The 23,372-nt window shown below is 72.8% G+C and carries 26 protein-coding genes; 14 read left to right on the forward strand and 12 right to left on the reverse strand.

Translation table 11 applies throughout. The features are described from left to right. Positions 1-17 precede the first annotated feature (17 nt). From ACIQFY_RS09940 to glp, 3 genes are read right to left on the reverse strand one after another with little or no spacing between them, the layout of a single operon-like run. Positions 18-530: a molybdenum cofactor biosynthesis protein B gene (locus ACIQFY_RS09940; protein WP_251155336.1), complete on the reverse strand. Its 513-nt coding sequence runs from the start codon at positions 528-530 to the stop codon at positions 18-20. Beyond that, positions 527-1,027: a cyclic pyranopterin monophosphate synthase MoaC gene (moaC, locus tag ACIQFY_RS09945; RefSeq protein ID WP_400339748.1), complete on the reverse strand. Its 501-nt coding sequence runs from the start codon at positions 1,025-1,027 to the stop codon at positions 527-529. Before moaC ends, ACIQFY_RS09940 begins: the two co-directional genes overlap by 4 nt. Then, entirely contained in the window at positions 1,024-2,265 is a 1,242-nt protein-coding gene (gene glp, locus ACIQFY_RS09950; RefSeq protein ID WP_400339750.1) for a gephyrin-like molybdotransferase Glp, read from the reverse strand. Before glp ends, moaC begins: the two co-directional genes overlap by 4 nt. A 117-nt stretch (positions 2,266-2,382) precedes the next feature. Between glp and ACIQFY_RS09955 the strand changes: the two genes are divergently transcribed. From ACIQFY_RS09955 to ACIQFY_RS09990, 8 genes are all read left to right on the forward strand, one after another. Further along, on the forward strand, positions 2,383-3,243 hold the full coding sequence (locus ACIQFY_RS09955; protein WP_251160616.1) for an MTAP family purine nucleoside phosphorylase: 861 nt from the start codon (positions 2,383-2,385) through the stop codon (positions 3,241-3,243). Further along, complete coding sequence (locus ACIQFY_RS09960; RefSeq protein WP_400339753.1) at positions 3,240-4,313, forward strand: NAD-dependent epimerase/dehydratase family protein; 1,074 nt, start codon at positions 3,240-3,242, stop codon at positions 4,311-4,313. The genes ACIQFY_RS09955 and ACIQFY_RS09960 overlap by 4 nt, the downstream gene beginning before the upstream one ends. 464 nt (positions 4,314-4,777) lie before the next feature. Beyond that, positions 4,778-5,521, forward strand: a complete 744-nt coding sequence (locus ACIQFY_RS09965; RefSeq protein ID WP_058728516.1) for a glycosyltransferase family 2 protein — start codon at positions 4,778-4,780, stop codon at positions 5,519-5,521. Then, positions 5,518-6,168, forward strand: coding sequence for a DUF2064 domain-containing protein (locus ACIQFY_RS09970; protein ID WP_271826282.1), 651 nt, complete (start codon positions 5,518-5,520; stop codon positions 6,166-6,168). The genes ACIQFY_RS09965 and ACIQFY_RS09970 overlap by 4 nt, the downstream gene beginning before the upstream one ends. Beyond that, positions 6,165-6,827, forward strand: a complete 663-nt coding sequence (locus tag ACIQFY_RS09975) for a class I SAM-dependent methyltransferase (protein WP_066652249.1) — start codon at positions 6,165-6,167, stop codon at positions 6,825-6,827. Before ACIQFY_RS09970 ends, ACIQFY_RS09975 begins: the two co-directional genes overlap by 4 nt. A gap of 120 nt (positions 6,828-6,947) precedes the next feature. Continuing rightward, positions 6,948-7,193 carry a hypothetical protein gene (locus ACIQFY_RS09980; protein WP_209683951.1) on the forward strand — a complete coding sequence of 82 codons (246 nt, stop codon included), beginning with the start codon at positions 6,948-6,950 and terminating at the stop codon, positions 7,191-7,193. Between the two features lie 163 nt (positions 7,194-7,356). Then, positions 7,357-8,976, forward strand: coding sequence for a phosphoglucomutase (alpha-D-glucose-1,6-bisphosphate-dependent) (gene pgm, locus ACIQFY_RS09985; protein WP_400339757.1), 1,620 nt, complete (start codon positions 7,357-7,359; stop codon positions 8,974-8,976). Between the two features lie 212 nt (positions 8,977-9,188). Beyond that, positions 9,189-11,612, forward strand: a complete 2,424-nt coding sequence (locus ACIQFY_RS09990; RefSeq protein WP_400339760.1) for an MDR family MFS transporter — start codon at positions 9,189-9,191, stop codon at positions 11,610-11,612. 89 nt (positions 11,613-11,701) lie between these two features. Here ACIQFY_RS09990 and ACIQFY_RS09995 read toward each other — a convergent pair whose 3' ends face one another. Both ACIQFY_RS09995 and ACIQFY_RS10000 read right to left on the reverse strand, forming a co-directional pair. Then, positions 11,702-12,208 carry a hypothetical protein gene (locus ACIQFY_RS09995; protein ID WP_400339762.1) on the reverse strand — a complete coding sequence of 169 codons (507 nt, stop codon included), beginning with the start codon at positions 12,206-12,208 and terminating at the stop codon, positions 11,702-11,704. 67 nt (positions 12,209-12,275) lie between these two features. After that, positions 12,276-13,172 carry a DNA-methyltransferase gene (locus ACIQFY_RS10000; protein WP_396137161.1) on the reverse strand — a complete coding sequence of 299 codons (897 nt, stop codon included), beginning with the start codon at positions 13,170-13,172 and terminating at the stop codon, positions 12,276-12,278. A gap of 79 nt (positions 13,173-13,251) precedes the next feature. Here ACIQFY_RS10000 and ACIQFY_RS10005 point away from each other — a divergent pair, with 79 nt between their 5' ends. After that, entirely contained in the window at positions 13,252-13,536 is a 285-nt protein-coding gene (locus tag ACIQFY_RS10005; protein ID WP_209679875.1) for a GNAT family N-acetyltransferase, read from the forward strand. A gap of 18 nt (positions 13,537-13,554) precedes the next feature. Here the strand turns inward: ACIQFY_RS10005 and ACIQFY_RS10010 are convergent, their stop codons facing one another. From ACIQFY_RS10010 to ACIQFY_RS10025, 4 genes are all read right to left on the reverse strand, one after another. Next, on the reverse strand, positions 13,555-13,884 hold the full coding sequence (locus tag ACIQFY_RS10010) for a hypothetical protein (RefSeq protein WP_209683961.1): 330 nt from the start codon (positions 13,882-13,884) through the stop codon (positions 13,555-13,557). Positions 13,885-14,003: 119 nt separating this feature from the next. Next, positions 14,004-14,525, reverse strand: a complete 522-nt coding sequence (locus ACIQFY_RS10015) for a hypothetical protein (RefSeq protein WP_066652236.1) — start codon at positions 14,523-14,525, stop codon at positions 14,004-14,006. 43 nt (positions 14,526-14,568) lie between these two features. Continuing rightward, on the reverse strand, positions 14,569-15,618 hold the full coding sequence (locus ACIQFY_RS10020; protein WP_066652234.1) for a biotin/lipoate A/B protein ligase family protein: 1,050 nt from the start codon (positions 15,616-15,618) through the stop codon (positions 14,569-14,571). Positions 15,619-15,701: 83 nt separating this feature from the next. Further along, positions 15,702-16,571, reverse strand: coding sequence for an alpha/beta hydrolase (locus tag ACIQFY_RS10025; RefSeq protein ID WP_251155344.1), 870 nt, complete (start codon positions 16,569-16,571; stop codon positions 15,702-15,704). Between the two features lie 126 nt (positions 16,572-16,697). Between ACIQFY_RS10025 and ACIQFY_RS10030 the strand changes: the two genes are divergently transcribed. Beyond that, positions 16,698-17,639 (forward strand): acetamidase/formamidase family protein, encoded by a 942-nt coding sequence (locus tag ACIQFY_RS10030; RefSeq protein ID WP_400339768.1) that lies wholly within the window; start codon positions 16,698-16,700, stop codon positions 17,637-17,639. Between the two features lie 234 nt (positions 17,640-17,873). Here the strand turns inward: ACIQFY_RS10030 and ACIQFY_RS10035 are convergent, their stop codons facing one another. Next, complete coding sequence (locus ACIQFY_RS10035) at positions 17,874-18,626, reverse strand: SDR family NAD(P)-dependent oxidoreductase (protein WP_066657758.1); 753 nt, start codon at positions 18,624-18,626, stop codon at positions 17,874-17,876. A 118-nt stretch (positions 18,627-18,744) separates the two neighbouring features. Here ACIQFY_RS10035 and ACIQFY_RS10040 point away from each other — a divergent pair, with 118 nt between their 5' ends. Together ACIQFY_RS10040 and ACIQFY_RS10045 are read left to right on the forward strand one after the other, a co-directional pair. Next, positions 18,745-19,164, forward strand: a complete 420-nt coding sequence (locus ACIQFY_RS10040; protein ID WP_066652230.1) for a MarR family winged helix-turn-helix transcriptional regulator — start codon at positions 18,745-18,747, stop codon at positions 19,162-19,164. Next, entirely contained in the window at positions 19,161-20,507 is a 1,347-nt protein-coding gene (locus tag ACIQFY_RS10045; protein ID WP_066652228.1) for an MFS transporter, read from the forward strand. The genes ACIQFY_RS10040 and ACIQFY_RS10045 overlap by 4 nt, the downstream gene beginning before the upstream one ends. Before the next feature lie 136 nt (positions 20,508-20,643). Here ACIQFY_RS10045 and ACIQFY_RS10050 read toward each other — a convergent pair whose 3' ends face one another. Continuing rightward, positions 20,644-21,537, reverse strand: a complete 894-nt coding sequence (locus ACIQFY_RS10050; protein WP_209683965.1) for an alpha-E domain-containing protein — start codon at positions 21,535-21,537, stop codon at positions 20,644-20,646. 146 nt (positions 21,538-21,683) lie between these two features. On the opposite strand from ACIQFY_RS10050, the gene ACIQFY_RS10055 reads away from it, so the two are divergent. Both ACIQFY_RS10055 and ACIQFY_RS10060 read left to right on the forward strand, forming a co-directional pair. After that, the gene (locus tag ACIQFY_RS10055) at positions 21,684-22,205 is read left to right on the forward strand and encodes a MarR family winged helix-turn-helix transcriptional regulator (protein WP_066652224.1); all 522 of its coding nucleotides are present in this window, start codon (positions 21,684-21,686) and stop codon (positions 22,203-22,205) included. A gap of 9 nt (positions 22,206-22,214) precedes the next feature. Further along, positions 22,215-22,478: a hypothetical protein gene (locus ACIQFY_RS10060; RefSeq protein ID WP_066652222.1), complete on the forward strand. Its 264-nt coding sequence runs from the start codon at positions 22,215-22,217 to the stop codon at positions 22,476-22,478. A gap of 13 nt (positions 22,479-22,491) precedes the next feature. On the opposite strand, the gene ACIQFY_RS10065 is transcribed toward ACIQFY_RS10060, so the two are convergent. Next, positions 22,492-23,349 (reverse strand): NAD(P)-dependent oxidoreductase, encoded by an 858-nt coding sequence (locus ACIQFY_RS10065; protein WP_209683967.1) that lies wholly within the window; start codon positions 23,347-23,349, stop codon positions 22,492-22,494. Positions 23,350-23,372: the final 23 nt, after the last annotated feature.

The following is a 23,372-nucleotide window of genomic DNA, read 5'->3' on the forward strand; positions in this document are numbered from 1 at the left end:
GACGACACGGTCGCCGCTCACGACGCGCTCCGGGGTGCGTGGCCCTCGCCGTGCAGCTGGGCCAGCACGTGGTCGAGCACCCCGTCCAGCACCGCGAGCCCGTCGGCGACGCCCCCGCGCGACCCGGGCAGGGTCACGACGACGGTGCGGCCACCGGCGATGCCCGCGACCCCGCGGGTCAGCAGCGCGGTCGGACCGGCACCGTCGAGTCCGCGCCGGCGGATCTCCTCGGTGATGCCCGGCAGCTCGAGGTCGATCAGGGGTGCGACGGCCTCGGGCGTGCGGTCGGTCGGGGTCACGCCCGTACCGCCCGTGGTGACGACGACCTTCGCGTCCGCGAGGAGCTCGGCGGACACCGTCTCGGCGATCGGACCGCCGTCGGGCACGATCGTCGGCTCGGCGACGGCGAAGCCGCGCTCGCGCAGCCACGCGGCGATGACGGGTCCGGTGCGGTCGAGCGCGGGGTCGGTCGAGGCCTGCGTGGAGACCACGACGACGCCCGCACGGCCCCTGGTCGGTTCGGGGTTCATCGGTTGCTCCAGTCGCCCGAGCGTCCGCCGTGCTTCTCGAGCACCCGGACGTCCGTGATCACGGCCGTGCGGTCGACGGCCTTCACCATGTCGTACACGGTCAGTGCCGCGACGCTCGCGCCGGTCAGGGCCTCCATCTCGACACCGGTGCGGGAGGTCGTGCGCACGGAGACCTCGATCCGCACGCGGTCGCCGTCGCCGGTGATGTCCACCTCGACCCCGGCGATGGGCAGCGGGTGGCAGAGCGGCACCAGGTCCGACGTCTTCTTGACGGCCATGATCGCCGCGATCCGGGCGGTGCCGATGACCTCTCCCTTGGGCAGCGATCCGTCGAGGATCCGCTCGACGACGTCGGTGCGGGTCACCAGCGTGGCCGTGGCCGTGGCCGAGCGGGCAGTCACGTCCTTGCCGGACACGTCGACCATGTGCGCGGTGCCGTCGGCGCGGACGTGGGAGAGCTCGGCGTCGCGCACGCCGTTCGGGTGGTCGTCGGTCATCGGAGGCTCCAGACGGTCAGCGGGTCCCCCGGTTCGACGGAGTCGGTGCCGAGGGGGACGTGGACGAGGTGGGTGGCAGCGGCGAGGTGCCCGAGCAGGTGCGAGCTCGGCCCGCCCACGAAGTGCACACGCCCGTCGGCGACCCGGCCGCGGCGGACCTGGTGCTTGCCGACGGGTGAGCTCGCCGACTCGGCGGCCGGCAGCTCGGCGGTCGGGCGGTCCGGTGCACCGACGAGGGCCGCGAGCGCCGGCCGCAGGAACACCTCGAACGACACGAGGGCGGACACGGGGTTGCCCGGGAACGCCACGACCGGCACTCGTCGACCGGCGAGGTCGACGAGTCCGAGGGCCTGGGGTCCGCCGGGCTGCATCGCGACCGGGGTCACGGCGAGTCCGCGCGGCTCGAGCACCTGACGCACGACCTCGTACGCCCCCGCACTGATCCCACCGGTGGTCAGGACGACGTCGGCCCAGTCACCGACGGCCGACTCGAGCCCCGGCAGGAAGGCGTCCGGGGCGTCGCTGAGCCGGACGCCACGGGCGATCGCACCGACCTCGGCCAGGGCCGCACGGAGCGCGACACCGTTCGCGTCGCGGATCACCGCGCCCGTTCCGTCGAGCCCGTCAGGCGCGGCGTCATCGGTGAGTTCGCTGCCGGTGGACACGACGAGCACGTGGACCGGGCGGACCACGGACACCTCGCCGACACCCGCCGAGGCCAGGGCCCCCAGGAGCGCCGGCGTCACCGGGGACCCGGCCGGGGCGAGCTCGGCGCCGACGGCGACGTCGCTGCCGACCCGGCGGACGAACGTCCCGGTGGTCGTCCCGGCGGGCACGGTCAGCGTGTCGAGCCCCAGCGCCGCGGGGAACGCCCCCGGCGGTGTCGCCTCGACCGGCACGACGGCGTCCGCGCCCTCGGGGATCCGCGCCCCGGTCATGATCGGCGCAGCGGTGCCCGGGCCGAGCGGTGCCGGCACGGCCCCGGCGGGGATCGGGTCGACCACGCGGACGTCGTGGCCGGCATCGGTCGACCGGACGGCGAACCCGTCCATCTGGCTGTTGTCGAACACCGGCAGCGGGACCGGCGCGGAGACGGCCCGGGTGAGCACCCGGTACCCACGGCCGGCACCGGCGCCGTCCGCCAGCGCGTCGAGCGGCAGGGTCTCCTCCGCCCGCGCAGCGAGCACGGGCGCGAGGAGCGCGGCGACCTCGTCGCGGTGCTGACCGATCGTGCGCACGGATGCCTCCGAACCTCGTGGGGACGCCCCGTTCCCGGTCGATGCCGGAGGGGCGTCAGTAGCGTATCCAGGGCGCACCACGCGCCGAGGACATCCGGAGGACCTGTGGAGGACCACGTGACCACGACCGAACCTGTGGACGGAACGACGGCTCGCATCGGGGTGATCGGGGGCTCCGGCCTCTACCGCCTCTTCGAGGAGGGCACCGCCGACGAGATCACCGTGGACACGCCCTACGGCCCGACGTCGAGTCCGATCACGGTCGGCACGATGGCCGGCAAGCGCGTCGCGTTCCTCACCCGCCACGGTCGCGAGCACTCGGTCGCCCCGCACCTGATCAACCACCGCGCGAACGTCTGGGCCCTCCGGTCCCTCGGCGTGCGTGCGATCGTCTCGTCGAGCGCGGTCGGTGGCCTGCACCCGGACTACGCCCCCGGCACCTTCGTCGTGACCGACCAGCTGATCGACCGCACCTGGGGCCGGAAGGACACGTTCTTCGAGGACCAGGTGCAGCACCTGTCCTTCGCCGACCCCTTCGACCCGGTGCTCCGCCGCGCCGCGATCGACGCCGTCGCCGCGCTCGACGTGCCCTTCCGGCCGACGGGCACGTGCGTCGTCATCCAGGGCCCGCGCTTCTCGACCCGCGCGGAGTCGACCTGGATGCGCGAGGCCGGCGGCCACACGATCAACATGACGATGACGCCCGAGGTGCCGCTCGCTGCCGAGCTCGGCATCGGCACGGTCAACCTGTCCTTCGTGACCGACGCGGACGCCGGCCTGGCCCCCACCGAGGACGAGGCGGCACGGTCCACCGACGCCCCGGTCACCCACGGCGCCGTCATGGAGCGCCTGGCCCGCGCGAACGAGGTCATCGTCCGCGCCATCGGCGGCGTCGTCGCCGCGTTGCCCGACGACTACACCCCGCGCGAGCTCGTCCCCGCTGCCGCCAGCGCCAGTGTCCTCGGGGCGACGGCGTGAGCCGCCTGCTCGTCACCGGCGGCGCGGGCTTCATCGGGTCCGCGATCGTCCGTCGCGCCCTCGCCGAGGGGCACGAGGTCCGCGTGCTCGACTCCCTGCGTGACGACGTGCACGGCGACCCGTCCGAGGTCGTCCGCGCCCACGAGCAGCAGGGCCTGTCGTTCGTGCACGGTGACGTCCGTGACCGTGTCGCCCTCGAGGCGGCGCTCGACGGCGTCGACGTCGTCTGCCACCAGGCGGCCAAGGTCGGCCTCGGCGTCGACTTCCAGGACGCCCCGGACTACGTGTCGTCCAACGACGCCGGGACCGCGCACGTGCTCGCCGGTATGGACCGGCACGGCATCGGCCGCCTGGTCGTCGCGAGCTCGATGGTGGTCTACGGCGAGGGCGCGTACGAGACCGCCCACGGCGAGCCGATGCGGCCACCGGCACGACGACGCGAGGACCTCGACGCCGGACGCTTCGACCCGATCGGGCCCGACGGTCGCGCGCTCGTGCCCGGGCTGATCGACGAGTCGGCCGCCCTGGACCCCCGCAACGTCTACGCGCAGACGAAGGTCGCGCAGGAGCACCTGGCCTCGTCGTGGGCCCGCGCGACCGGCGGTACCGCGATCGCCCTGCGCTACCACAACGTCTACGGGCCGGGCATGCCGTCGAACACCCCGTACGCCGGCGTCGCGTCGCTCTTCCGCTCGGCCCTGGCCCGCGGCGAGGCACCCCGCGTCTTCGAGGACGGCCGCCAGCGTCGCGACTTCGTGCACGTGGACGACGTCGCGGGTGCCAACGCCGCGTCGATCGCCGCGACCGCGGAGCTGCCCGCCGAGACCTTCCGCGCGTACAACGTGGGCTCGGGCGTCGTCCACACCATCGGTGACATGGCCGCGGCCATCGCCGGGCCGGACGGCCCGCAGCCGGTCGTCACCGGCGAGTACCGACTCGGTGACGTCCGGCACGTCACGGCGTCGTCCGAGCGGATCCGTTCGGAGCTCGGCTGGCACGCGCAGGTCGACTTCGAGCAGGGCATGCGTGACTTCGCGACCGCACCGCTCCGCGCCGCCGTGCAGCGGTGACGCAGCGTCCAGCGGACGACGCCGCCTGAGACTCGTCTCAGCGGACACGGCTCGCGCCTCGGGGCGCGAGCCGTGTCCGTCCAGGCGAGTCTCGCGTCCGCCACCGCACCAGCGCGGGACGCCACCGCACCAGCGCGGGGCGCCACCGCACCAGCGCACCAGCGCGGGACGCCACCGCACCAGCGCGAGACGCCACCGCACCAGCGCGGGGCGAGCACGCACCACCCGCCCGCGCACGCGGACCCGGGACCGCACCCGGGCCTCCCGGCCGTCCCCCGATCGCGGGCCAGACGGTCCGATCACCGCGCTCGACACGCCCCGGGGGACAGGATCCTGTACCCCGCGACGTGTCATCGTGTTACGTCGTGAGCATGGACCGAACCCCACCCGCCGGCGACCAGCCCGACGAGGACGCGACGCGCGCGACCGGAGATCGGCCCCGTCGCCAGGGCGACCCGCACCGAATGGACCACATGACCGTCGACGTGATCCTCCCCTGCCTGGACGAGGCGGACGCGCTCCCGCGCGTCATCGGCCGCCTGCCCGAGGGGTACCGCGCCATCGTCGTCGACAACGGCTCGACCGACGGATCCGCCGACGTCGCCCGCGCCCACGGCGCGACGGTCGTCACCGAACCGGTCAAGGGCTTCGGCTCGGCGTGTGCCGCCGGCGTCGCCGCCGCGACCGCGGAGTACGTCGCGTTCTGCGACGCCGATGCCTCGATGGACCCCGCGGAGCTGCCCGACCTCGTCGCCCGCGTGGCCGACGGGCGGACCGACCTCGCCCTCGGTCGGCGCGTGCCGACCACCCGTGGCGCGTGGGCGCCGCACGCCCGCTTCGCGAACCGCGTGCTCGCGGTCCTGATGCGCCGCGCGACCGGCTACCGCCTCCGCGACCTCGGTCCGATGCGCGTCATGCGCCGCGCCGACCTGGTCGCCCTCGACCTGCAGGACCGACGCAGCGGCTACCCGCTCGAGATGGTCCTGGCGGCACACGCGGCCGGGTGGCGGGTCGACGAGTCCGACATCGGGTACGCCCAGCGCGTCGGTGACAGCAAGGTCACCGGCACGCTCCGCGGGACGGTCAACGCCGTCCGCGACATGTCCCGTCTGCTGCGCGAGTACGGCCGGGAGGCACGCCCCCGCGTGGTCGCGCCCGGTCCGGCCCGCGACGTGGCCGGGTCCACCACGGAAGGAGCACGCTCATGACGGACGTCACGGTGGTCGTCGTGGCCAAGGAGTGCCTGCCCGGCAAGGTCAAGACCCGGCTGACGCCGGCCCTGACCCCGGAGGGTGCTGCCCGCGTCGCCTCGGCCGCGCTGGCCGACACGATCGCGACGGTGCGTGCCCTGCCCGCCTCGCGTCGCGTGCTGCTCTACGACGGCGTCGTCCTGCCCGAGGGCACCGACGACTTCGAGGTCCTGCACCAGGTCGGCGGCGGCCTCGACGAGCGCCTCGGGGCGATGTTCGACGCGATGACCGGTCCGACGCTGCTCGTCGGCATGGACACCCCGCAGGCCACCTCCGAGCACCTCGCACCCGTGTTCGACGACCCGGACCGCGACGCGTGGTTCGGCCCGGCGGACGACGGCGGCTTCTGGTCGCTGTACCTGCGCGAGCCCGACGGCGCCCTGCTCCGCGGCGTCCCGATGTCGCAGGACGACACGGGCGCCGTGCAGCTCGCGCGCCTGACCGACGCCGGCCTGTCGGTCGGCACCCTGCCCGCGCTGCTCGACGTCGACACCGTCGCGGACGCCGAGCAGGTCGCCGCCCTCGCGCCGACCTCGCGCTTCGCCACGGCCTTCGCCGCCGAGCACGACACGACCATGACCACGACGACCGGAGGTGCCCGATGACGATGCACGACACCGTCACGTTCGGCGCCGGCGGCGGCGAGCCGTACGCCCGCGCCCTGCAGACCGACGGCCACCTGCGCCTGACCGACCCGGAGCGTCCCGACGTCGAGGTCACGATGGACGTCGGCCGGTGGAGCGCCGCAGCCGACCGGATCGACCGTTCCCTCCTCGAGGGCGCGGACGGCCCCGTGATCGACATCGGGTGCGGCCCCGGTCGCATGCTCGTCGCCGCCCGGGCGCTCGGCATCCCCTCGCTCGGCGTGGACGTCTCCGCCGAGGCCGTCGCGATCGCCCGACGCTCCGGCGGCACGGCCGTGCAGGGCTCGGTGTTCGACCCGATCCCCGACGAGGGCCGCTGGGACACCGCCCTCGTGATCGACGGCAACATCGGCATCGGCGGCGACCCGGTCGCGCTCCTGGCCCGGTGCGGCGAGATCGTCCGCGACGGCGGCCGCGTGGTCGTCGAGACCCACGTGGACCGCGCGGCGGACCGTGCGTTCACCGCGCACGTGGTCGACGTGGACGGCAACCGGAGCGAGGGCTTCCCGTGGGCCGAGGTCGGCGTCGACGCACTCCTCCGTCACGCGGCCACGGCGGGGCTGCGAGCCCGGCAGAGCTGGACCGCCGACGGACGGACGTTCTGCGAACTCGTCGCGTGACCGCGTCGCGTTGTCTTGCATGATTCAAGACAACGCGGTAGCGTCGTGGGCAACAGCCGACGGCGTCCTGGTCGTCGGTCCGACGACCCGGGACCCTCGGCACGACGACGAGGAGCACCCGTGCAGAACCGACAGAACCCCCTCGGCGGCGCCTACGTCTCCGGTCTCGAGCAGCGCGACGAGCTCGGCGCGTACACGGTCGAGGCCGCATGGCGCCCGGTCGGCAGCTACACCGGCACCGGGGCGGGCCGTGCGCTCGGCCGCTTCGTGGACACCCAGTTCCGCCGTCCCGGCACCGCGACGTCCTCGACGCGGACCGTGACCGGCTCGCTGCGGACGACGACCGGGTCGTTCCGGACCGCCTGAGCCCCGGCTCCCCCAGACCGCGAGCGGTCGCCCGACCCGGGACGTCCCCCCACGTCCCCGGCAGGGCGGCCGCTCGTGCCGTACCGGGGCGGTCTCCTGCCGGACCCGTGCGGCTGCGTGACACCCGGCGACGCGCGGAGGGTCCTGGTGCCAGGATGGGCGCATGAACGACCGCGCCGGCACCCCCGCGACCGCAGACGACCTCGTCGACCTCGACGCCCTCCTGGCCGCGTACCACGAGCGTGTCCCCGACGTGTCGATCCCCGAGCAGAAGGTGGTGTTCGGCACCTCCGGCCACCGCGGCTCGTCGCTCGACACCGCCTTCAACGACACGCACATCGCCGCGATCACGCAGGCGATCGTCGAGTACCGCACCGAGCAGGGCACCACCGGTCCGCTGTTCATCGGCCGAGACACGCACGCGCTCTCCGCGCCGGCGGAGCGGACCGCGCTCCAGGTCCTGGCCGCCAACGGCGTCCGCGTGCTCGCCGACGCCGAGGACGGCTTCGTCCCGACGCCCGCACTGAGCCACGCGATCATCCGGTACAACCGCGCGGAGCACGGCGACACCGCCGACGGCATCGTCATCACGCCGAGTCACAACCCCCCTCGTGACGGCGGCTTCAAGTACAACCCGCCGCACGGTGGCCCGGCCGACAGCGACGCCACGTCGTGGATCGCCGACCGGGCGAACGCGATCATCGCCGGCGGGAACGCCGACGTCCGCCGCCAGGACGAGACCGCAGCCGAGGGCTACGACTACCTGGGCACGTACGTCGCGGACCTCGAGCACATCATCGACATCGACGCGATCAAGCGCGCCGGGGTGAAGATCGGCGCCGACCCCCTGGGTGGGGCGTCCCTGCCGTACTGGGAGCGCATCCGCGACCACTACGGCCTCGACCTGACCGTCGTGAACCCCGAGGTCGACCCGACGTGGGCGTTCATGACCCTCGACTGGGACGGCAAGATCCGCATGGACCCGTCGAGCCCGTCCGCGATGGCGTCGGTGCTCGCCCACAAGGACGACTTCGACGTCCTGACCGGCAACGACGCCGACTCGGACCGCCACGGCATCGTCACGCCCGACGGCGGCCTGATGAACCCGAACCACTACCTCGCCGTGGCGATCGAGTACCTCTACGCGCACCGCCCCGAGTGGCGCGACGACGCGGCGATCGGCAAGACGCTCGTGTCGTCGAGCATCATCGACCGCGTCGCGGAGTCGCTCGGCCGCCGGCTGTGGGAGGTCCCCGTCGGCTTCAAGTGGTTCGTCCCCGGTCTCATCGACGGCTCCGTGGCGTTCGGCGGCGAGGAGTCCGCGGGCGCCTCGTTCCTCCGCAAGGACGGCACGGCGTGGACGACCGACAAGGACGGCATCATCCTGGCGCTCCTGGCGTCCGAGATCACCGCGGTGACCGGCAAGACCCCCTCGCAGCTCTACACCGAGCTCACGGAGCGCTTCGGTGCGCCGGTCTACCAGCGGGTCGACGCCGCTGCGAGCAAGGAGCAGAAGGCCCGGCTCTCGAAGCTCGACGGCGACGCGATCACCGCCGACACCCTGGCCGGCGACCCGATCACCGCGAAGCTCTCGAAGGCGCCGGGGAACGACGCCGCCGTCGGCGGCGTCAAGGTGGTCACGGAGAACGCGTGGTTCGCCGCACGGCCCTCCGGCACCGAGGACGTCTACAAGATCTACGCGGAGAGCTTCGTCGGGCAGGAGCACCTCGAGCAGGTGCAGCGCGAGGCGAAGGAGATCGTGGACGCCGCCCTGGGCGCGTAGTCCCCGACGACCGACAGGGGCGCCACCGGATCCGTCCGGTGGCGCCCCTGTCGCTCCTCCGCATCCGCCGGAGGACCCTGCCGATGTCCACAGGAACGAGGCGGATGGGAACAATCCGTTTGCGCTGGTTGTATTTTTGCAGTGCGCGCAACAACGCTCCCCCGCGCCCGGGCGAGAGCGACGCGCGAGCACCAGTACGCACGGGAGACCGAATGACCCAGACGGCGACCGCACCCGCGGCCCCCACCACGTCCTCGAACGCGGTGATGAACCACCGACAGATCCTGCTCGTCATCTACGGACTGATGGCCGGCATGTTCCTCGGCGCGCTCGACCAGACCATCGTCGGCACCGCCATCCGCACGATCGGCGACGACCTGCACGGGCTCGACCAGCAGGCGTGGGTGACCACGGCCTACCTGATCGCGTCCACGATCACGACGCCGATCTACGGCAAGCTCTCCGACATCTTCGGCCGCCGCCCGCTGTTCCTCACCGCGATCGGCATCTTCATCCTCGGGTCGCTCGCCGCGTCGTTCTCGACCTCGATGCTCATGCTCGCCGGGTTCCGCGCGCTGCAGGGCCTCGGCGCCGGCGGCCTGATGTCGCTGCCGCTCGCGATCATGGGCGACATGCTCGCCCCGCGCGAGCGCGCCAAGTACCAGGGCTACTTCCTCGCCGTGTTCGGCATCTCCTCGGTCATCGGGCCGCTCGTCGGCGGCCTGTTCGCCGGCGCGTCCGAGATCCTGTTCGTCAGCGGGTGGCGCTGGGTCTTCCTGGTCAACGTGCCCGTCGGCATCATCGCGCTCTTCATGGTGACGACGTTCCTGCACCTGCCGAAGTTCGGCGACCGCGGGAAGCCCCGCATCGACTGGTGGGGCGCCTCGCTGGTCATCGTCACCCTCGTCCCGCTGCTCCTCATCGCCGAGCAGGGTCGCGAGTGGGGTTGGGACTCCCCCGGCGCGATCGCCTGCTACGCGATCGGCGCGCTGGGTCTCGTCGCCTTCGTGATCGTCGAGCGCTCCATGGGCGACGACGCGATCCTCCCGCTCAAGCTCTTCGGCTCGCGGGTGTTCTCGATGGCCGCGGTCCTGTCCGTGCTCGTCGGCTTCGGGATGTTCGGCGCGATGCTGACGATCCCGCTCTACCTGCAGATCGTCAAGGGCGTCACCCCGACCGAGTCCGGCTTCGCCATGCTGCCGATGGTGCTCGGTCTGATGATCTCCTCGATCGCCTCGGGTCAGATCATCTCGCGCACCGGCCGCTACGGCGCCTTCCCGATCACGGGCACCGCGTTCACGGCGATCGGCTTCACGCTCCTCACCTTCCTGACCGCCGACAGCCCCCTCTGGTTCCTCATGCTCGGCATGTTCGGCATCGGTCTCGGGCTCGGGCAGCTCATGCAGACACTGACCCTCGCCGCGCAGAACTCGGTCTCCCCGCGGGACATCGGCGTCGCCACGAGTGCAGCGACGTTCTTCCGCCAGATCGGCGGCACGATGGGCACCGCGGTGCTCCTGTCCGTCCTGTTCACGCTCATGCCGACGAACATCACCGGCGCGATGCAGAACGAGTCGACGCTCAAGCCGGCCCTCACCGCCGCGCTCACCCCCTCGGTCGCCAGCGCGTCCGAGAACAAGGGCGTGATGGACCAGATCTGGTCGAAGATCGTCGACCCGGTGCAGCAGAACGTGCAGCAGGGTCTCGACCAGGGTGCCGCAGCGGCGAAGCAGGCCGCGGACCAGGCCGTGACGAAGCAGGTCACCGCGCAGGTGCAGCAGCAGGTCGCCGCCGGCCGGATCCCCGCCGCCTCCGCCGACTCGGTCATCGCCGAGCAGGTCGCCGCGAACAAGTCGGCCGCCGAGCAGCAGGCGCTCGAGACCGCCGCGTCGAAGGCGAACGCCGAGGTCGTCGACGGCACGCTGCAGATCGACTACAGCAACGCCGACCAGCGGAAGACCGTGGTCGACGAGGTCGCGCCGAAGCTGGTCGACCAGCTGAAGAACGGCGACACGGCGGCCAGCTCGTCCGCCGGCTCGGCCACGAGCGACACGTCGTTCCTCAACGGTGCGGACCAGCGGCTCACCCGTCCGTTCCTGGTCGGGTTCAGCCAGTCGGCCGTCGTCGTCTACTTCGTCGGGCTGGGCGTCATCCTGCTCGCCTTCGTCCTGACCTGGTTCTTCCGGGTCCCGCCGCTCCGCAAGGTGTCTGCACTGCAGGAACAGGCGAACGCGGCGAAGGGCGACTCCGACCGCCTGGCGGCGGACGCGCAGCAGGCGGCGGCGGACACCGGCTCGCTGGTCACCCCGGACACGGGGTCGGTCCGGGCGGTCCCGACCTCGCCCGACGTCACGGTGCAGCAGCCGCAGGACCGGTCCGGAGGCACCACCTCCCCCGCCGACCGGCCCGCCTCCGACACGGGTGCAGCTGACCGCGCCGGTCACCACCCCGAGGGCGGCACCCGGGCACCGCTCACCGACGCGACCACGCACGGCGCGCACGCCGCGGCGGCACCGGTGGACGAGCCTCCGGCCACGACCGCGACCATCCGGACGCACCCGGCGCACGCCTCGTCGCACGGGGCCACGCCGCCGGGTACCACGGCCGAGCACCACGGGCGACACACGGCGGAGTAGCCCGCCGCCGCTGGGAGGCGACATCGTCGACGTCGTACGACGTCGAGGGTGTCGCCTCCGTCGTCCCGCCCGGACGGGCGCCGCGCTCGTCAGCGCTGCCCGCGCTCCTGCTCCCGGAGCTCGACGTAGTCGCCAGCCGCGCACTCCGAGGTCGCACTGATCGTGTCGCCGCCGCCCAGGTCGGACGAGTTGAACGCGATGTTCGCGATCCCGGCGCCCCTGCCGTTGAGTCCGGAGTAGCTGCCGTCCCCGTTGGTGAAGCGCTCCGTCACGAGCCCGGCACGCTTCCACAGCGTGGTGAGGGTGCTGACATCGGTCTCGATGTCGCCGCGCTCGGCTCGCGAGGACAGGATCGTGTAGTGCACGCCCTCGCCGTTGCCGCGTTCGTCCGTGCACGTCCCGAGTCGTGGGCCCTCCTCCACGGTCCAGTCCCCTCCGAGCGCACTGGCCGAGTCGTCCACGATCTGCTGCACCGCTCGCTCCGCGTCCTCGGGCCGCGACGACGGGGAACCCGTCCCGCCCGTGCACCCGGCCGTGAGGGCGAGTGCACTGACCATCAGTCCGACCGCAGCCGTGCGGACCCTCTTCGCCGCCATCGCCCCCGTCTCCCCGGGCGCAACGCGTCCGCCCCGATCCATCCTGGCCGCTCCGGGCGGCAGGCGCTCAGTCCTCCTGCGCGACGGGAGACACGACCGCCGAACCGACCGCCGACTCGACCGCTGCGTGCGGCAACCGGCGCCGCATCACGTCGACCGCCACCGGGTTGTCGTCCACGAGCACGAACCGCCGGCCCAGGTCACGAGCGACCGCACCGAGCGTGCCGCTCCCCGCGAAGAAGTCGAGCACCCAGTCCCCCTCGCGCGACGACGCCTGCACCATCCGACGCAGGACCCCCTCGGGCTTCTGCGTCGGGTAGCCGGTCTTCTCGCTGCCGGTCGGCGACACGATGGTGTGCCACCACACGTCCGTCGGCAGCTTCCCGCGCTCGCGCTTCTCCGGCGTGACGAGTCCCGGCGCCATGTACGGCTCGCGGTCGACCGTCTCGGAGTCGAACCAGTAGCGCTCCGGGTCCTTCACGTAGACCAGGATCGTGTCGTGCTTGGTCGGCCAGCGCGTGCGGGACTTCGCGCCGAAGTCGTACGCCCAGATGATCTCGTTGAGGAACGCGTCGCGGCCGAAGAGCGCGTCGAGCAGCACCTTGGCGTAGTGGGCCTCGCGGTAGTCGAGGTGCAGGTACAGCGTGCCGTCGTCGGTGAGCAGCCGCCAGGCCTCGAGCAGGCGTGGCTCGAGGAACGCCCAGTAGTCCTCGAAGCGGTCGTCGAAGCGCATCAGGTCACCGCGGATCCGCTCGTAGGTCCGACCACGGAAGCCCGTGATCGTCCCGGCGTCGCCGACGGTCCGGCGCTCGGCGGTCACCGCGTGGCGCCGCTGCTTCCGTCCGGTGTTGAAGGGCGGATCGAGGTAGACGACCGTGAACGACGCGTCGGGCAGTGTCGGCAGGACGTCGAGGTTGTCGCCGAGCACGACGAGGTCGGGGCTCGAGTCGTCGATGCTGCGCACCGGACCATCCTCCCGCAGAGCGGACCGACGCCCGACCGCACCCAGCCCCCACCCCGTCCGACGGCGTACGGTCCCCTGCATGGCATCACCCGAGGTCCGCAACGACACCGACGCGCAGCAGTACTCCCTGGTCGAGGACGGCGAGGTCATCGGCTTCGCGGCGTACGAGGTCGACGGCGACGAGATCCGCTTCACCCACACCGAGGTCGACCCCGCGCACCGCGGTGGTGGCCACGCGTCGATCCTCGTCCAGCACGCGCTCGACGACGTCCGCGAGGGGTCCCTCCGGGTCGTCCCGCTCTGCACCTACGTCAAGGCGTGGATCGAGCGGCACCCGGACTACCAGGAGCTCACCACGCGCTAGCGCGGCAGGTGCCAGCGCTCAGTAGGTGCGGTCGAGCGTGCCGGGTCGCGCCTCGTGCCGCCCGCCGTGTCCGACCGCAGGCACACGGATGAGGACGGTGCCGCTGAGCAGGTCGTGGTCGTCGTCGGCGGGCGTCGGGGCCTCCTCCGGGAGGCGCGACTGCCGCTCGTACTCGGCCTGCGTCTCGTGACGGGTCGGGGCGAACACCTCGTCCATCATCGCGCCGACACCGCCGGATCCGCCGCTGCGTGTGGCCTTGTTCGACAGGTCGATCCACCCCACGCGATCGGCGACCCACATCACGACGGCCGCCACGGCCACCGCCCCCAGGAGGATCAACCAGTTCACGGTCCCGACGCTACGTCAGTCGACCGGCCAGGGCCTCCGCCGCGCGGATGATCCTGGCGATCGGTCCGCCGCGACGGCGGACTGCTCGCGAGCTCCCGCACCGGTGTCCGTCGTGCGGATCAGTCGACGACGACCGTCGCCTCCGGCTCGAAGCCGCGGTGCACGATGGAGACGTACCAGTACGAGACGACGTCGCCGTGCCGGACGGCATCGCTCGCGTCCGACTGCGGCTCCACCTCGACCGTCAGCCCGCCGCCGCGCGGCACCGTGACCGGCACCCTCGTGACCAGGCCGCACGGTACGTCGGTGCGCAGGACCTCGTCACGGCCGCCGGGTCCCACGGACACCCGCAGGCGCTTGCCGTCGACGCCGTTGCAGGCGACGAGGAGGTCCCAGTCGCCGGCGGGCGTCTCCGTCCCGGCCGCGCCACGGTCGAGTCCGTTCGATGAACCGAAGCCGCGGTCCCCGTCGAGCAGCGCTGCGTTCATCGCGTCGCCCCACCGGTCGAGTCCTGCCGCCCGTGTCGCGTCGGCATCGTCGGACAGCAGTCCGGAGACAGGTGCGGACGAGCAGGCCGTCGCGACACCGAGGACCACGAGTCCTGCGACCGTGGCGGACAGGAGACGGCTCGGACGACGCATGCGCAGAGCATAGAGGGCGCTCCGTACGGGCGTCACTGCCCGGTCAGGGCACCCGCTCGAGCCACTCCCGCGTCGCGAACTTCGTCTCGACCAGCTCCCGCGCGCGGGCCCGCTCCGCCTCGGTCACGTGGCCCTCGTGCGCGCCGTAGAGCTTCGTGAAGGTGCCGATCAGCCGGTCGATGATCTCGGCTCGGGTCAGACCGGTCTGCGAACGCAGCGGGTCGACACGCTTGGCGGCCGAGGTCGTCCCCTTGTCGCTCATCTTCTCGCGACCGATGCGGAGCACCTCGACCATCTTCTGGCCGTCCATGTCGTAGCTCATCGTGGCGTGGTGCAGCAGGGCGCCGGTGCCGAGCCGCTTCTGCGCCGCGCCGCCGATCTTGCCCTTGGTCGAGGAGATGTCGTTGAGTGGCTGGTAGTACGCGTCGATCCCGAGGGACTTCAGCGCCTCGATCACCCACTCGTCCAGGTAGGCGTACGAGTCGGCGAAGGTCATGCCCTGCACGAGGTCGGTCGGCACGTACAACGAGTACGAGATGATCGCGCCGGCGTCCATGAACATGGCGCCACCGCCGGAGATGCGGCGGACGACCTCGACGCCGTACTTCGCGGCACCGGTCGGGTCGACCTCGTTCTTCAAGGACTGGAACGACCCGATCACGACCGCGGGCTGGTCCCACTCCCAGATGCGCAGGGTCGGACCGCGACGGCCGGCACCGACCTCCTCGGTCAGGACCTGGTCGAGTGCGAGGTGCTCGTTCGGGCTGATCGGCCCCTCGTGAACGATCTCCCAGTCGTACTCCTGCCACGTCGACGCCCGCGAGAGCGCGCGACGGACGGCGACCCCCACCGACTCCGGTGTGAAGCCGAGCAGCACCGCCCCCTCGGGCAGCGCCGTGCGGACCGCGGCGGCGATGCCGGCCGCGTCGGTGGTCGCGGGCAGGCCGTCCACGGCCTGGTCGATCAGCGGCAGCGCGTCGTCCGGCTCGAGGAAGAAGTCACCCGCCAGCCGGAACTCCTGGATGCTCCCGTCGACGACCTCGAGGTCGACGACGACCAGCTTGCCTCCGGGGACCTTGTACTCACCGTGCACAGGGCGAGCCTACGCCCGCCACCCGCCGGACGGGAGGCACGGGGCACCGCTGCCACGCGCCTCCCGTCCGGCAGCCCGTCGCGTCAGCGCGCCACGTGGCGGTCGAGCCACGCGATCAGGTCGGCGACCACCTCGTCGCGGTTCGTCTCGTTGTAGACCTCGTGCCGCGCCCCCTCGTAGACGTGGACCTGGACGTCCGACAGCCGACCGCGACGGCGGTACGCCTGGGCGAGCCGCTCCACGGAACGGGGTCCACCGAGGGTGTCGTCCGACCCGACCTGCAGCAGGATCGGCAGGTCGTGCGGGATGCCTCGGCGCGGCACGCCGAGCAGCCGCGCGGCGTCACGGACGCCGAAGAGCTTGATCACGTCGGCCTCGACCGCGAGCGGATCGGCGGCGATCGCGTCGATGACGGCCCGGTCGCGCGTGATCCACTCGAACTTCGTCGGTCCGGAGCCCGCGTGCCGGGCGTTCAGGTCGCCGCTGTTCATCCACCCGGGCAGCCGGTACGCCGTGGCGGAGAACACGACCCCGTCGTACCGCTCCGACGAGGTGTTCACGATCCGCTGTGCCATGAGCGACCCCCACGAGTGCCCGACGAGCACGAGCGGGACGCCGGGGTCCTGCGCGCGGGCGACGTCGCTCATCTGCTCCACGGCCGCGATCGCCGCCCGCAGGCCACCGGGTCCGAGCCGTCCGAGCCGCGCGTGGTCCCCGTCCCACTGCGCCAGACCGGTCCGGCCGTGCCCGCGGTGGTCGTTCGCGTGCACGGTGTACCCGGCACGGACGAGGTCCTGCGCGAGCGGCTCGTACCGGAGTCCGTGCTCCCCGACGCCGTGCGCGATCTGCACGATGCCCTTCGGCCTGGCGGCGCGCCAGGTCGAGTAGACGATCTCGACGCCGTGCGCGTCGGTGAACGAGGAGTCCCCTCGAGCGGCGGAGAAGGTGGGCACGGGTCGATCCTCGCAGACGTGGAGGCGGCGCAGGCGGTCCGTGGCGCGTCCGTCCGGCGTCCACGCAGCCGGCTCGGAGCCCGCCCAGGTCCACCAGGAACGCTGCACGCCTGGGAGGATCGACCGGTGACCTCCCACCGCATCGATGCCTCGCCCGACACCGCTGTCGACGTCCTCACCGCGGAACGCGAGCCCGTGCTCCGCGTCGAGGACGGTGACACCGTGACCGTCCGGACGCTGAGCGCCGCGGGCTACACCGAACGGCTGGCCGCGCCGGGGGCGGACGCACCGACGCTCCTCGATCCGCGACGCGGGCACTGTCTGGTCGGACCGATCGCGGTCGCGGGAGCGCGACCCGGACAGGTGCTCGCCGTGCGCTTCGACGCGCTGGTGCCGGACGACTGGGGCTACACCGGGTCCGGCGGCGTCGACACCCCGGTCAACCGGGCGCTCGGGCTCGTCGACGCTGCGTCGCGCGGGCCGCTGCTCTGGGACGTCGACGCGGACGCCGGCACGGCGTGGAACCAGCTCGGGCTGGGCGTCCGGACCGCGCCGTTCCTCGGCGTGGTCGGTCTGCCGCCGGAGCCCACCGGGGAGCACTCGACGATCCCGCCGCGTCCGCTCGGCGGGGGCAACATCGACTGCCGCGAACTGGTCGCCGGCGCGACGCTGTACCTACCCGTCACCGTGCCGGACGCGCTGCTCTCCGTCGGGGACGGGCACGCCGCACAGGGCGACGGCGAGGTCTCCGGCACCGCGGTCGAGTGCGGCATGACCACCACGATGACGCTGTCCCTGCTCGACCACGCCCCGGTCGAGGGCGTCCACGCCGACACCCCTGCCGGCCGCATCACGTTCGGGTTCGACTCCGACCTCAACACGGCGACGACGACGGCGCTCGACCGGATGGTCGACTGGATCGTCGGGCTGCACGGGATCACCCGCGGGCAGGCACTGGCGATGGCGAGCGTCGCGGTGAGCATGCGTGTGACCCAGGTCGCGAACCGGACCTGGGGCGTGCACGCGCTGCTCCCCCACGACGCGATCCTCGCCCCCGACGCAGGCTGAGCGCCCGACGCGGCCCGGGCGCGGACGGGCGCGGGCGGGGGGGGGGGGGGGGGGGGGGGGCGGGGGGGGGGGGGGGGGGGCCCCCCCCCCCCCCCCCCCCCCCCCGCCTCCCGTCCGCCGCTTCGAGCCCATCGCCCCCGACCTGGGATGCCGAACCGCGCGTCGGAGGCAGGAAGTTCCTGCTCCCGATGCGCGGTTCGTCCTCCCACGCGCGGAACGGCACTCCGTGTCCGGTCAGTGCGCGGAGTACCCGCCGTCGACCAGGTGGTAGCTGCCGCTGATGAACGAGGCCTTGTCGCTCAGCAGGAACAGCACGAGCGCTGCGACCTCGGCATCGGTGCCGAGCCGCTTCGCCGCGTGCTCACCCTCGAGCGCCGCGAGCTCCTCGGCGGAGAGCGACGACCGGACGAGCGGGGTGTCGATGAACCCGGGACCGACCGCGTTCGTGCGGACACCCTGCGCCGTGTACTCGAGCGCCGCGACCTTGGTCAGCCCGACGAGCGCGTGCTTCGACGCCACGTACGCGGCGTTGTGCGCGATGCCGACCGACCCCAGCACCGACGCCATGTTCACGATCGCGCCACCACCGGCAGCCAGGATCGCCGGGATCTCGTAGCGGAGCCCGTAGAAGACGCCGTCGAGGTCGACCGCGCGGACCCGGTCCCACGCCTCGACGTCGTACTCGCCGATGGGCTGGGGAGCCGCACCGATGCCGGCGTTGTTCACCGCGAGGTGGAGCGCGCCGTAGGTGTCGACCGCGTGCTGGACCATCCGCTCGTTGTCGCCCGCGACCGCGGAGTTCGCCTCGAACGCACTCGCGGTGCCCCCGGCACCCTCGATCTCGGCCACGACGCGCTGCGCGGCCTCGGCCTTGATGTCGGTGACGACGACCCGCGCGCCCGCGGCCGCGAGCTCCTTCGCGATCGCAGCCCCGATGCCGCTGCCGCCACCGGTGACGACGGCGACCCTGCCCTCGAACTCGGACATGTTCTCCTTCTTCCTCGACGTTCCGTCGATCGTGCACAAAGCAACACGTGTTGCGTACGCAGCGTACACCTCGCGCAGACCAGTTCGTTCGCTGAACTAATGAGGTAGGCTAACGGTCGTGCCCGACACCTCACTCGCCACCGACCTCCGCGTCGCGGTGGCCCGGTTGTCCCGGACGCTGCGCGCACAGAAGGTCGACGCGAGCATGACGGACGGCCAGTTCTCGGCCCTCGCGCGACTGCACCGCGAGGGCGCCATGACCCTCGCCGAGCTCAGCCGGCAGGACGGCGTCACACCGCCGAGCATGACGAAGTCGATCGCGGTGCTCGTGGACCGCGGCCTCGTGTCGAAGGTCGACCACGGCGACGACCGCCGCAAGGTCCTGCTCGCCGCGACCCCGGCCGGAGCGACCTTCGTCGAGGAGACCCGGCGCCGCCGCGACGACTGGCTCTCCCCGCGCCTCACGACCCTGACCGCCACCGAGCGCCGCACCCTCGCCGAGGCCACCGAGATCATGAGGAGGCTTGCCCAGCAGTGACCGCCCTGTTCCGCTCCCTGTCCACCCGCAACTACCGCATCTGGTTCGCCGGGGCCCTGGTCTCCAACGTCGGCACCTGGATGCAGCGCACCGCCCAGGACTGGATCGTCCTGACGAAGCTGTCCGACAACGACGCGATCGCGGTCGGCATCACGATGGCGCTGCAGTTCGGTCCGCAGCTGCTCCTGCTCCCGCTGACCGGCCTGGCCGCGGACCGCTTCGACCGGCGGCGGATGCTCATGCTGACGCAGGGACTCATGGGCGCCCTCGGGCTCGGCCTCGGGATCATGGTCCTCACCGACACGGCGACCCTGTGGTCCCTGTACGGCTTCGCCCTGGCGCTCGGCATCGTCGCCGCGTTCGACACCCCGATCCGGCAGGCGTTCGTCTCCGACGTCGTGCAGGGCGAGCACGTCTCGAACGCCGTCGCGCTGAACTCGGCGTCCTTCAACGCCGCCCGGCTCATCGGGCCCGCGGTCGCGGGGGTGCTCATCGCCGCGATCGGGTCCGGCTGGGTGTTCGTCATCAACGCCGGCTCGTTCCTGGCCGTCCTCGTCGCGCTCCGCTTCGTCGACCCAGCCCAGCTCGCCGAACGCGTGCGCGCGAAGCGCGGGAAGGGGCAGATCCTCGCCGGCTTCACCTACGTGCGGACCCGTCCGGACATCATCGTGGTGCTCTGCATGATCTTCGTCGTGGGGACCTTCGGCGTGAACTTCCCCATCTTCACCTCGACCATGGCGCGGGTCGAGTTCGGCAAGGGTGCCGGCGAGTTCGGCCTGCTGAACTCCGTCATGGCGATCGGTTCGGTCGCCGGCGCGCTCCTCTCCGCCCGGCGGGACCGCCCGCGGATGCGGACCCTCGTCGTCGCCTCGGCCGGCTTCGGCCTGGCGTGCACGGCGGCGGCCCTCGCCCCGACGTACTGGACCTTCGCGGTCGTGCTCGTCTTCGTCGGCCTGGCCTCGCTCACCTTCATGACCACGGCCAACGCGCTCGTGCAGACCACCACGAAGCCCGCGATGCGCGGTCGCGTGATGGCGCTGTACATGGCGATCTTCGCCGGGGGCACGCCGATCGGCGCCCCGGTGGTGGGCGCCGTCGCGGATGCGTGGGGGCCACGCTGGGCGATCGTGGTGGGAGCCGCGTCGGGCTTCGTCGCGCTCGCGATCGCCCTGGTCTGGCTCGTCCGCTGGGAACACCTGCGGCTGCGGTACGACGCCGACGCCCGACTGCACCTCGCGGTCACGCACGCGGTGCCGGTGGTCGGCACGCGGGCGTCGCGTGCCGCGCTGCGGCGCGACCTGGAGCGCGACGAGGCGGTGGCGGACCGGTCCAGCTCGGTCTGAGCGTCGGGACCGTCGGCCAGGAGGCACGGGCCACCCCCGCCGCGCGCGCACCGCGACGGGATGCCGGCCGGGAGGCACGGTGCCAGCCCGCCACGATCCTCCCGTCCGGCGCTGTGCCCCGCCCGACGACCGCAGCTCAGCGCGCGGGGGTCGCGACCGTGAAGACGCGGTCCTCGAGCGCCGCGACGACGGCGTCGACCGCGGCGGCGAGTCCCTCGGCGGCGGCTCGGATCCGGTCCGGAGCACCGACCTCCACGCGTCCGAGCGCCGAACGCGCGACCCGGAACGCGGCGACCTGGTCCCCCACGCAGGCGGGCGCGACGTCCGCGAGGCAGTCGTCGGCGCGCGCCGCGAGGAACGCGAGCGACCGCGGACTGTGCGACTCGTGGAGCAGGAACCCGGCGGCGTCCCGCGGATCGACGCCGTGGTGGTCGCGCCCCCGCCGGAAGGCCTCGCCGGCACCGCACGCCCGCAGCGCGGTGGTCCACGACGCCGCCGACCCCGCATCGACGAGCGACGACGCCAGCAACCGCGCCGTGAGGCCGCACCGCAGCAGGGACCTGCCCAGGGTGAAGAACTCCCACACCTCGTCGCGGCTGACGTCACCCTCGACGACGCCGACGGCCAGCGCGCTCCGTTCCCGCACCCACGCGAGGAACTCGTGCGCCCGGTCGACGGCGACCTTGCGCGGCATGCGCGACCGGGTGACGTCGAGGCAGTCCCAGAGCTCGGTGGACACGACCTCGCGCGCGCGACGGGCGTGGTCCCGTGCCACACCGACCGCGTGTGCGACCGAGGCGGGTTCGTGCCGGTCGAGCGCGAGCGACTCGACGACGGCCGCACGCTCACGGCGTCGTGCGGGCGCGCGTGCCCCCACGACGCGGTGCAGCACGGAGCCGACCGTGGACTCCTCCTCGACCACACCCGCGTCGGGCCGGACGACGTAGACGTCGAGCATCCTCGCGACCACGTCGGCCCGCTCCACCGCGCTCCCGACGTGGAACACGCTCCCCGCGAGTCGGCTCAGCACGTCGGCTCCTGCATGCGGCGAAGCTACCGAGCGGGCGTTGCGGCGGTGTTTCGGGACCGCGTCACGGGTGTTGCGAGCCATCCGGCAGACGCGCTCCCAGGGGACACTCGCTAGACAATCTAACTAGAGCGTCTAGCATTGTCCGTATGACGACCGAGGTGACGAACACCACCACGGGCTTCTGGTACGGGTCAGGATCCAGGGTCGACGCGGTGGACGTACTGAACGCGCTCCGTAGGTACCGGAGTGCCGAGAGCGCTGCCCAGCGCCGGGCGCGCGAGGCACTCGGCATCGGCGAGAACGCACTGCTCGCGCTCCGGGTCCTGCTGGACGCCGAGTCCGAGGGACGCTCCGTCAACGCGAAGGAACTCGCCGACCGACTCGAGATCACGCCGGCGTCGACGTCGGCACTCGTGGACCGACTCGTCCGCAGCGGTCACGTCGAACGACACCCCGACCCCCACGACCGCCGCGGGGTCATCCTCACCGCGTCCGGCGGGTCGATGCGGCAGGTGCTGCGGGTGATCGACCAGCTCGACACGCGCGCGATCGAGGTCGCCGAGCACCTGCCCCAGACCGACATGTCGGTCATCGTCGCGTTCCTCGAGGAGATGGCCCGGGTCGTCGACCACGACGAGGACGCGGCCGACACGGAGCGCTCCGCGTAGCCTCGTCCCATGCCCAGCGCACCGGACGAACCCGTCGGGGTCCCACCGCTCGGTCCGCGGTCGCAGGAGCCGGGCCGCGAGCACGCGCGCGACCCCGAGGACGACATGCCGCTCGCCGAGCTCGACGCGCGTGCCCGGGCCGACGCCGCACTCCGGCGCATCCGGAACGGCGCCGACCCCGCGCGGGAGGCCTTCGACCTGGCGAACACGATGAACGACGAGGCCGTCGGACGGCTCCGCGGCGCCGTGCTGCGCTGGCTGCGCCGAGACTGACCCGGCTGGCGGCCTACCGCTGGTCGTCGGCGAAGGCGGTGCCCACCGCAGCGATGTCGTCGGCGCCGTGCCCGGCTGCACTGGCGTCGGCGTAGACCCGGTCGAGCGCGTCGAGGAGGGTCGTCGACACCCCCGCGGTCCGTGCCGCGTCGCCGATCAGCCCGATGTCCTTCCGCAGGCCGTCGAGGGCGAACTGTGGCGCCAGGTCACCGCCGATCATCGCTGCACCCTTCGTGTGCGCGTAGGGCGAGTCGCTCGCGGTGCCGTCGATCGCGTCGAGGAACAGCTGCGGGTCGAGTCCGAGCGCACGGGCGATCGCGAGCGACTGGCCGGTGGCGGCGGTGATCGACGCGACCCAGGCGTTGGCCGCGAGCTTCAGGGCCGTGCCGTCGCCGACCCGCTCCCCCGCGCGGACGGTCTTCGCCCCGATGGCGTCGAGCACCGGGTCCACACGGTCGAGCACGTCCGACGGGCCGGCGGCCAGCATGGTGAGCTTGCCCTGCTCCGCCGGGGCCTTCGTTCCGAGCATCATCGCCTCGACGAGGGTGATGCCGTACTTCTCGGCCAACTGCACCACGGTCTCGGTCCCCGCGACGCCGATGGTCGAGGCCTGCACCCACACGGCGTCCGCGGGAGCGTCCCCGGCAGCGGTCTCGAGGACGTCGACGACCGCATCGGTGTCGAAGAGCGTCAGCAGGACGACCTCGGCGTCGCTCACCGCCGCGGCAGCGTCCGTCGCCACGGTGGCGCCGGCGTCGCCGAGCGGGCGGGCCTTGTCGGCGCTGCGGTTCCACACGGTCACCCGGTGGCCCTCGCGCAGCAGCGACCCCGCGACCCCTGCACCCATCGTCCCCGTACCCAGCACCGTCACGCGCACCACTGTCTCCGTCCTGC

It is taken from the genome of Curtobacterium sp. NPDC092190, from assembly GCF_044755625.1.
GTDB lineage: Bacteria > Actinomycetota > Actinomycetes > Actinomycetales > Microbacteriaceae > Curtobacterium.

Excerpts from the sequence above, each read along its gene's own strand:
- ACIQFY_RS10060 (WP_066652222.1), top strand. The coding sequence starts at position 22,215 with ATGCCCAGCGCACCGGACGAACCCGTCGGGGTCCCACCGCTCGGTCCG.
- ACIQFY_RS10055 (WP_066652224.1), top strand. The coding sequence starts at position 21,684 with ATGACGACCGAGGTGACGAACACCACCACGGGCTTCTGGTACGGGTCA.
- pgm (WP_400339757.1), top strand. The coding sequence starts at position 7,357 with ATGAACGACCGCGCCGGCACCCCCGCGACCGCAGACGACCTCGTCGAC.
- ACIQFY_RS09965 (WP_058728516.1), top strand. The coding sequence starts at position 4,778 with ATGGACCACATGACCGTCGACGTGATCCTCCCCTGCCTGGACGAGGCG.
- ACIQFY_RS09940 (WP_251155336.1), bottom strand. The coding sequence starts at position 530 with ATGAACCCCGAACCGACCAGGGGCCGTGCGGGCGTCGTCGTGGTCTCC.
- moaC (WP_400339748.1), bottom strand. The coding sequence starts at position 1,027 with ATGACCGACGACCACCCGAACGGCGTGCGCGACGCCGAGCTCTCCCAC.
- ACIQFY_RS09970 (WP_271826282.1), top strand. The coding sequence starts at position 5,518 with ATGACGGACGTCACGGTGGTCGTCGTGGCCAAGGAGTGCCTGCCCGGC.
- ACIQFY_RS09975 (WP_066652249.1), top strand. The coding sequence starts at position 6,165 with ATGACGATGCACGACACCGTCACGTTCGGCGCCGGCGGCGGCGAGCCG.
- ACIQFY_RS10015 (WP_066652236.1), bottom strand. The coding sequence starts at position 14,525 with ATGCGTCGTCCGAGCCGTCTCCTGTCCGCCACGGTCGCAGGACTCGTG.
- ACIQFY_RS09990 (WP_400339760.1), top strand. The coding sequence starts at position 9,189 with ATGACCCAGACGGCGACCGCACCCGCGGCCCCCACCACGTCCTCGAAC.
- ACIQFY_RS10035 (WP_066657758.1), bottom strand. The coding sequence starts at position 18,626 with ATGTCCGAGTTCGAGGGCAGGGTCGCCGTCGTCACCGGTGGCGGCAGC.
- ACIQFY_RS10005 (WP_209679875.1), top strand. The coding sequence starts at position 13,252 with ATGGCATCACCCGAGGTCCGCAACGACACCGACGCGCAGCAGTACTCC.
- ACIQFY_RS09995 (WP_400339762.1), bottom strand. The coding sequence starts at position 12,208 with ATGGCGGCGAAGAGGGTCCGCACGGCTGCGGTCGGACTGATGGTCAGT.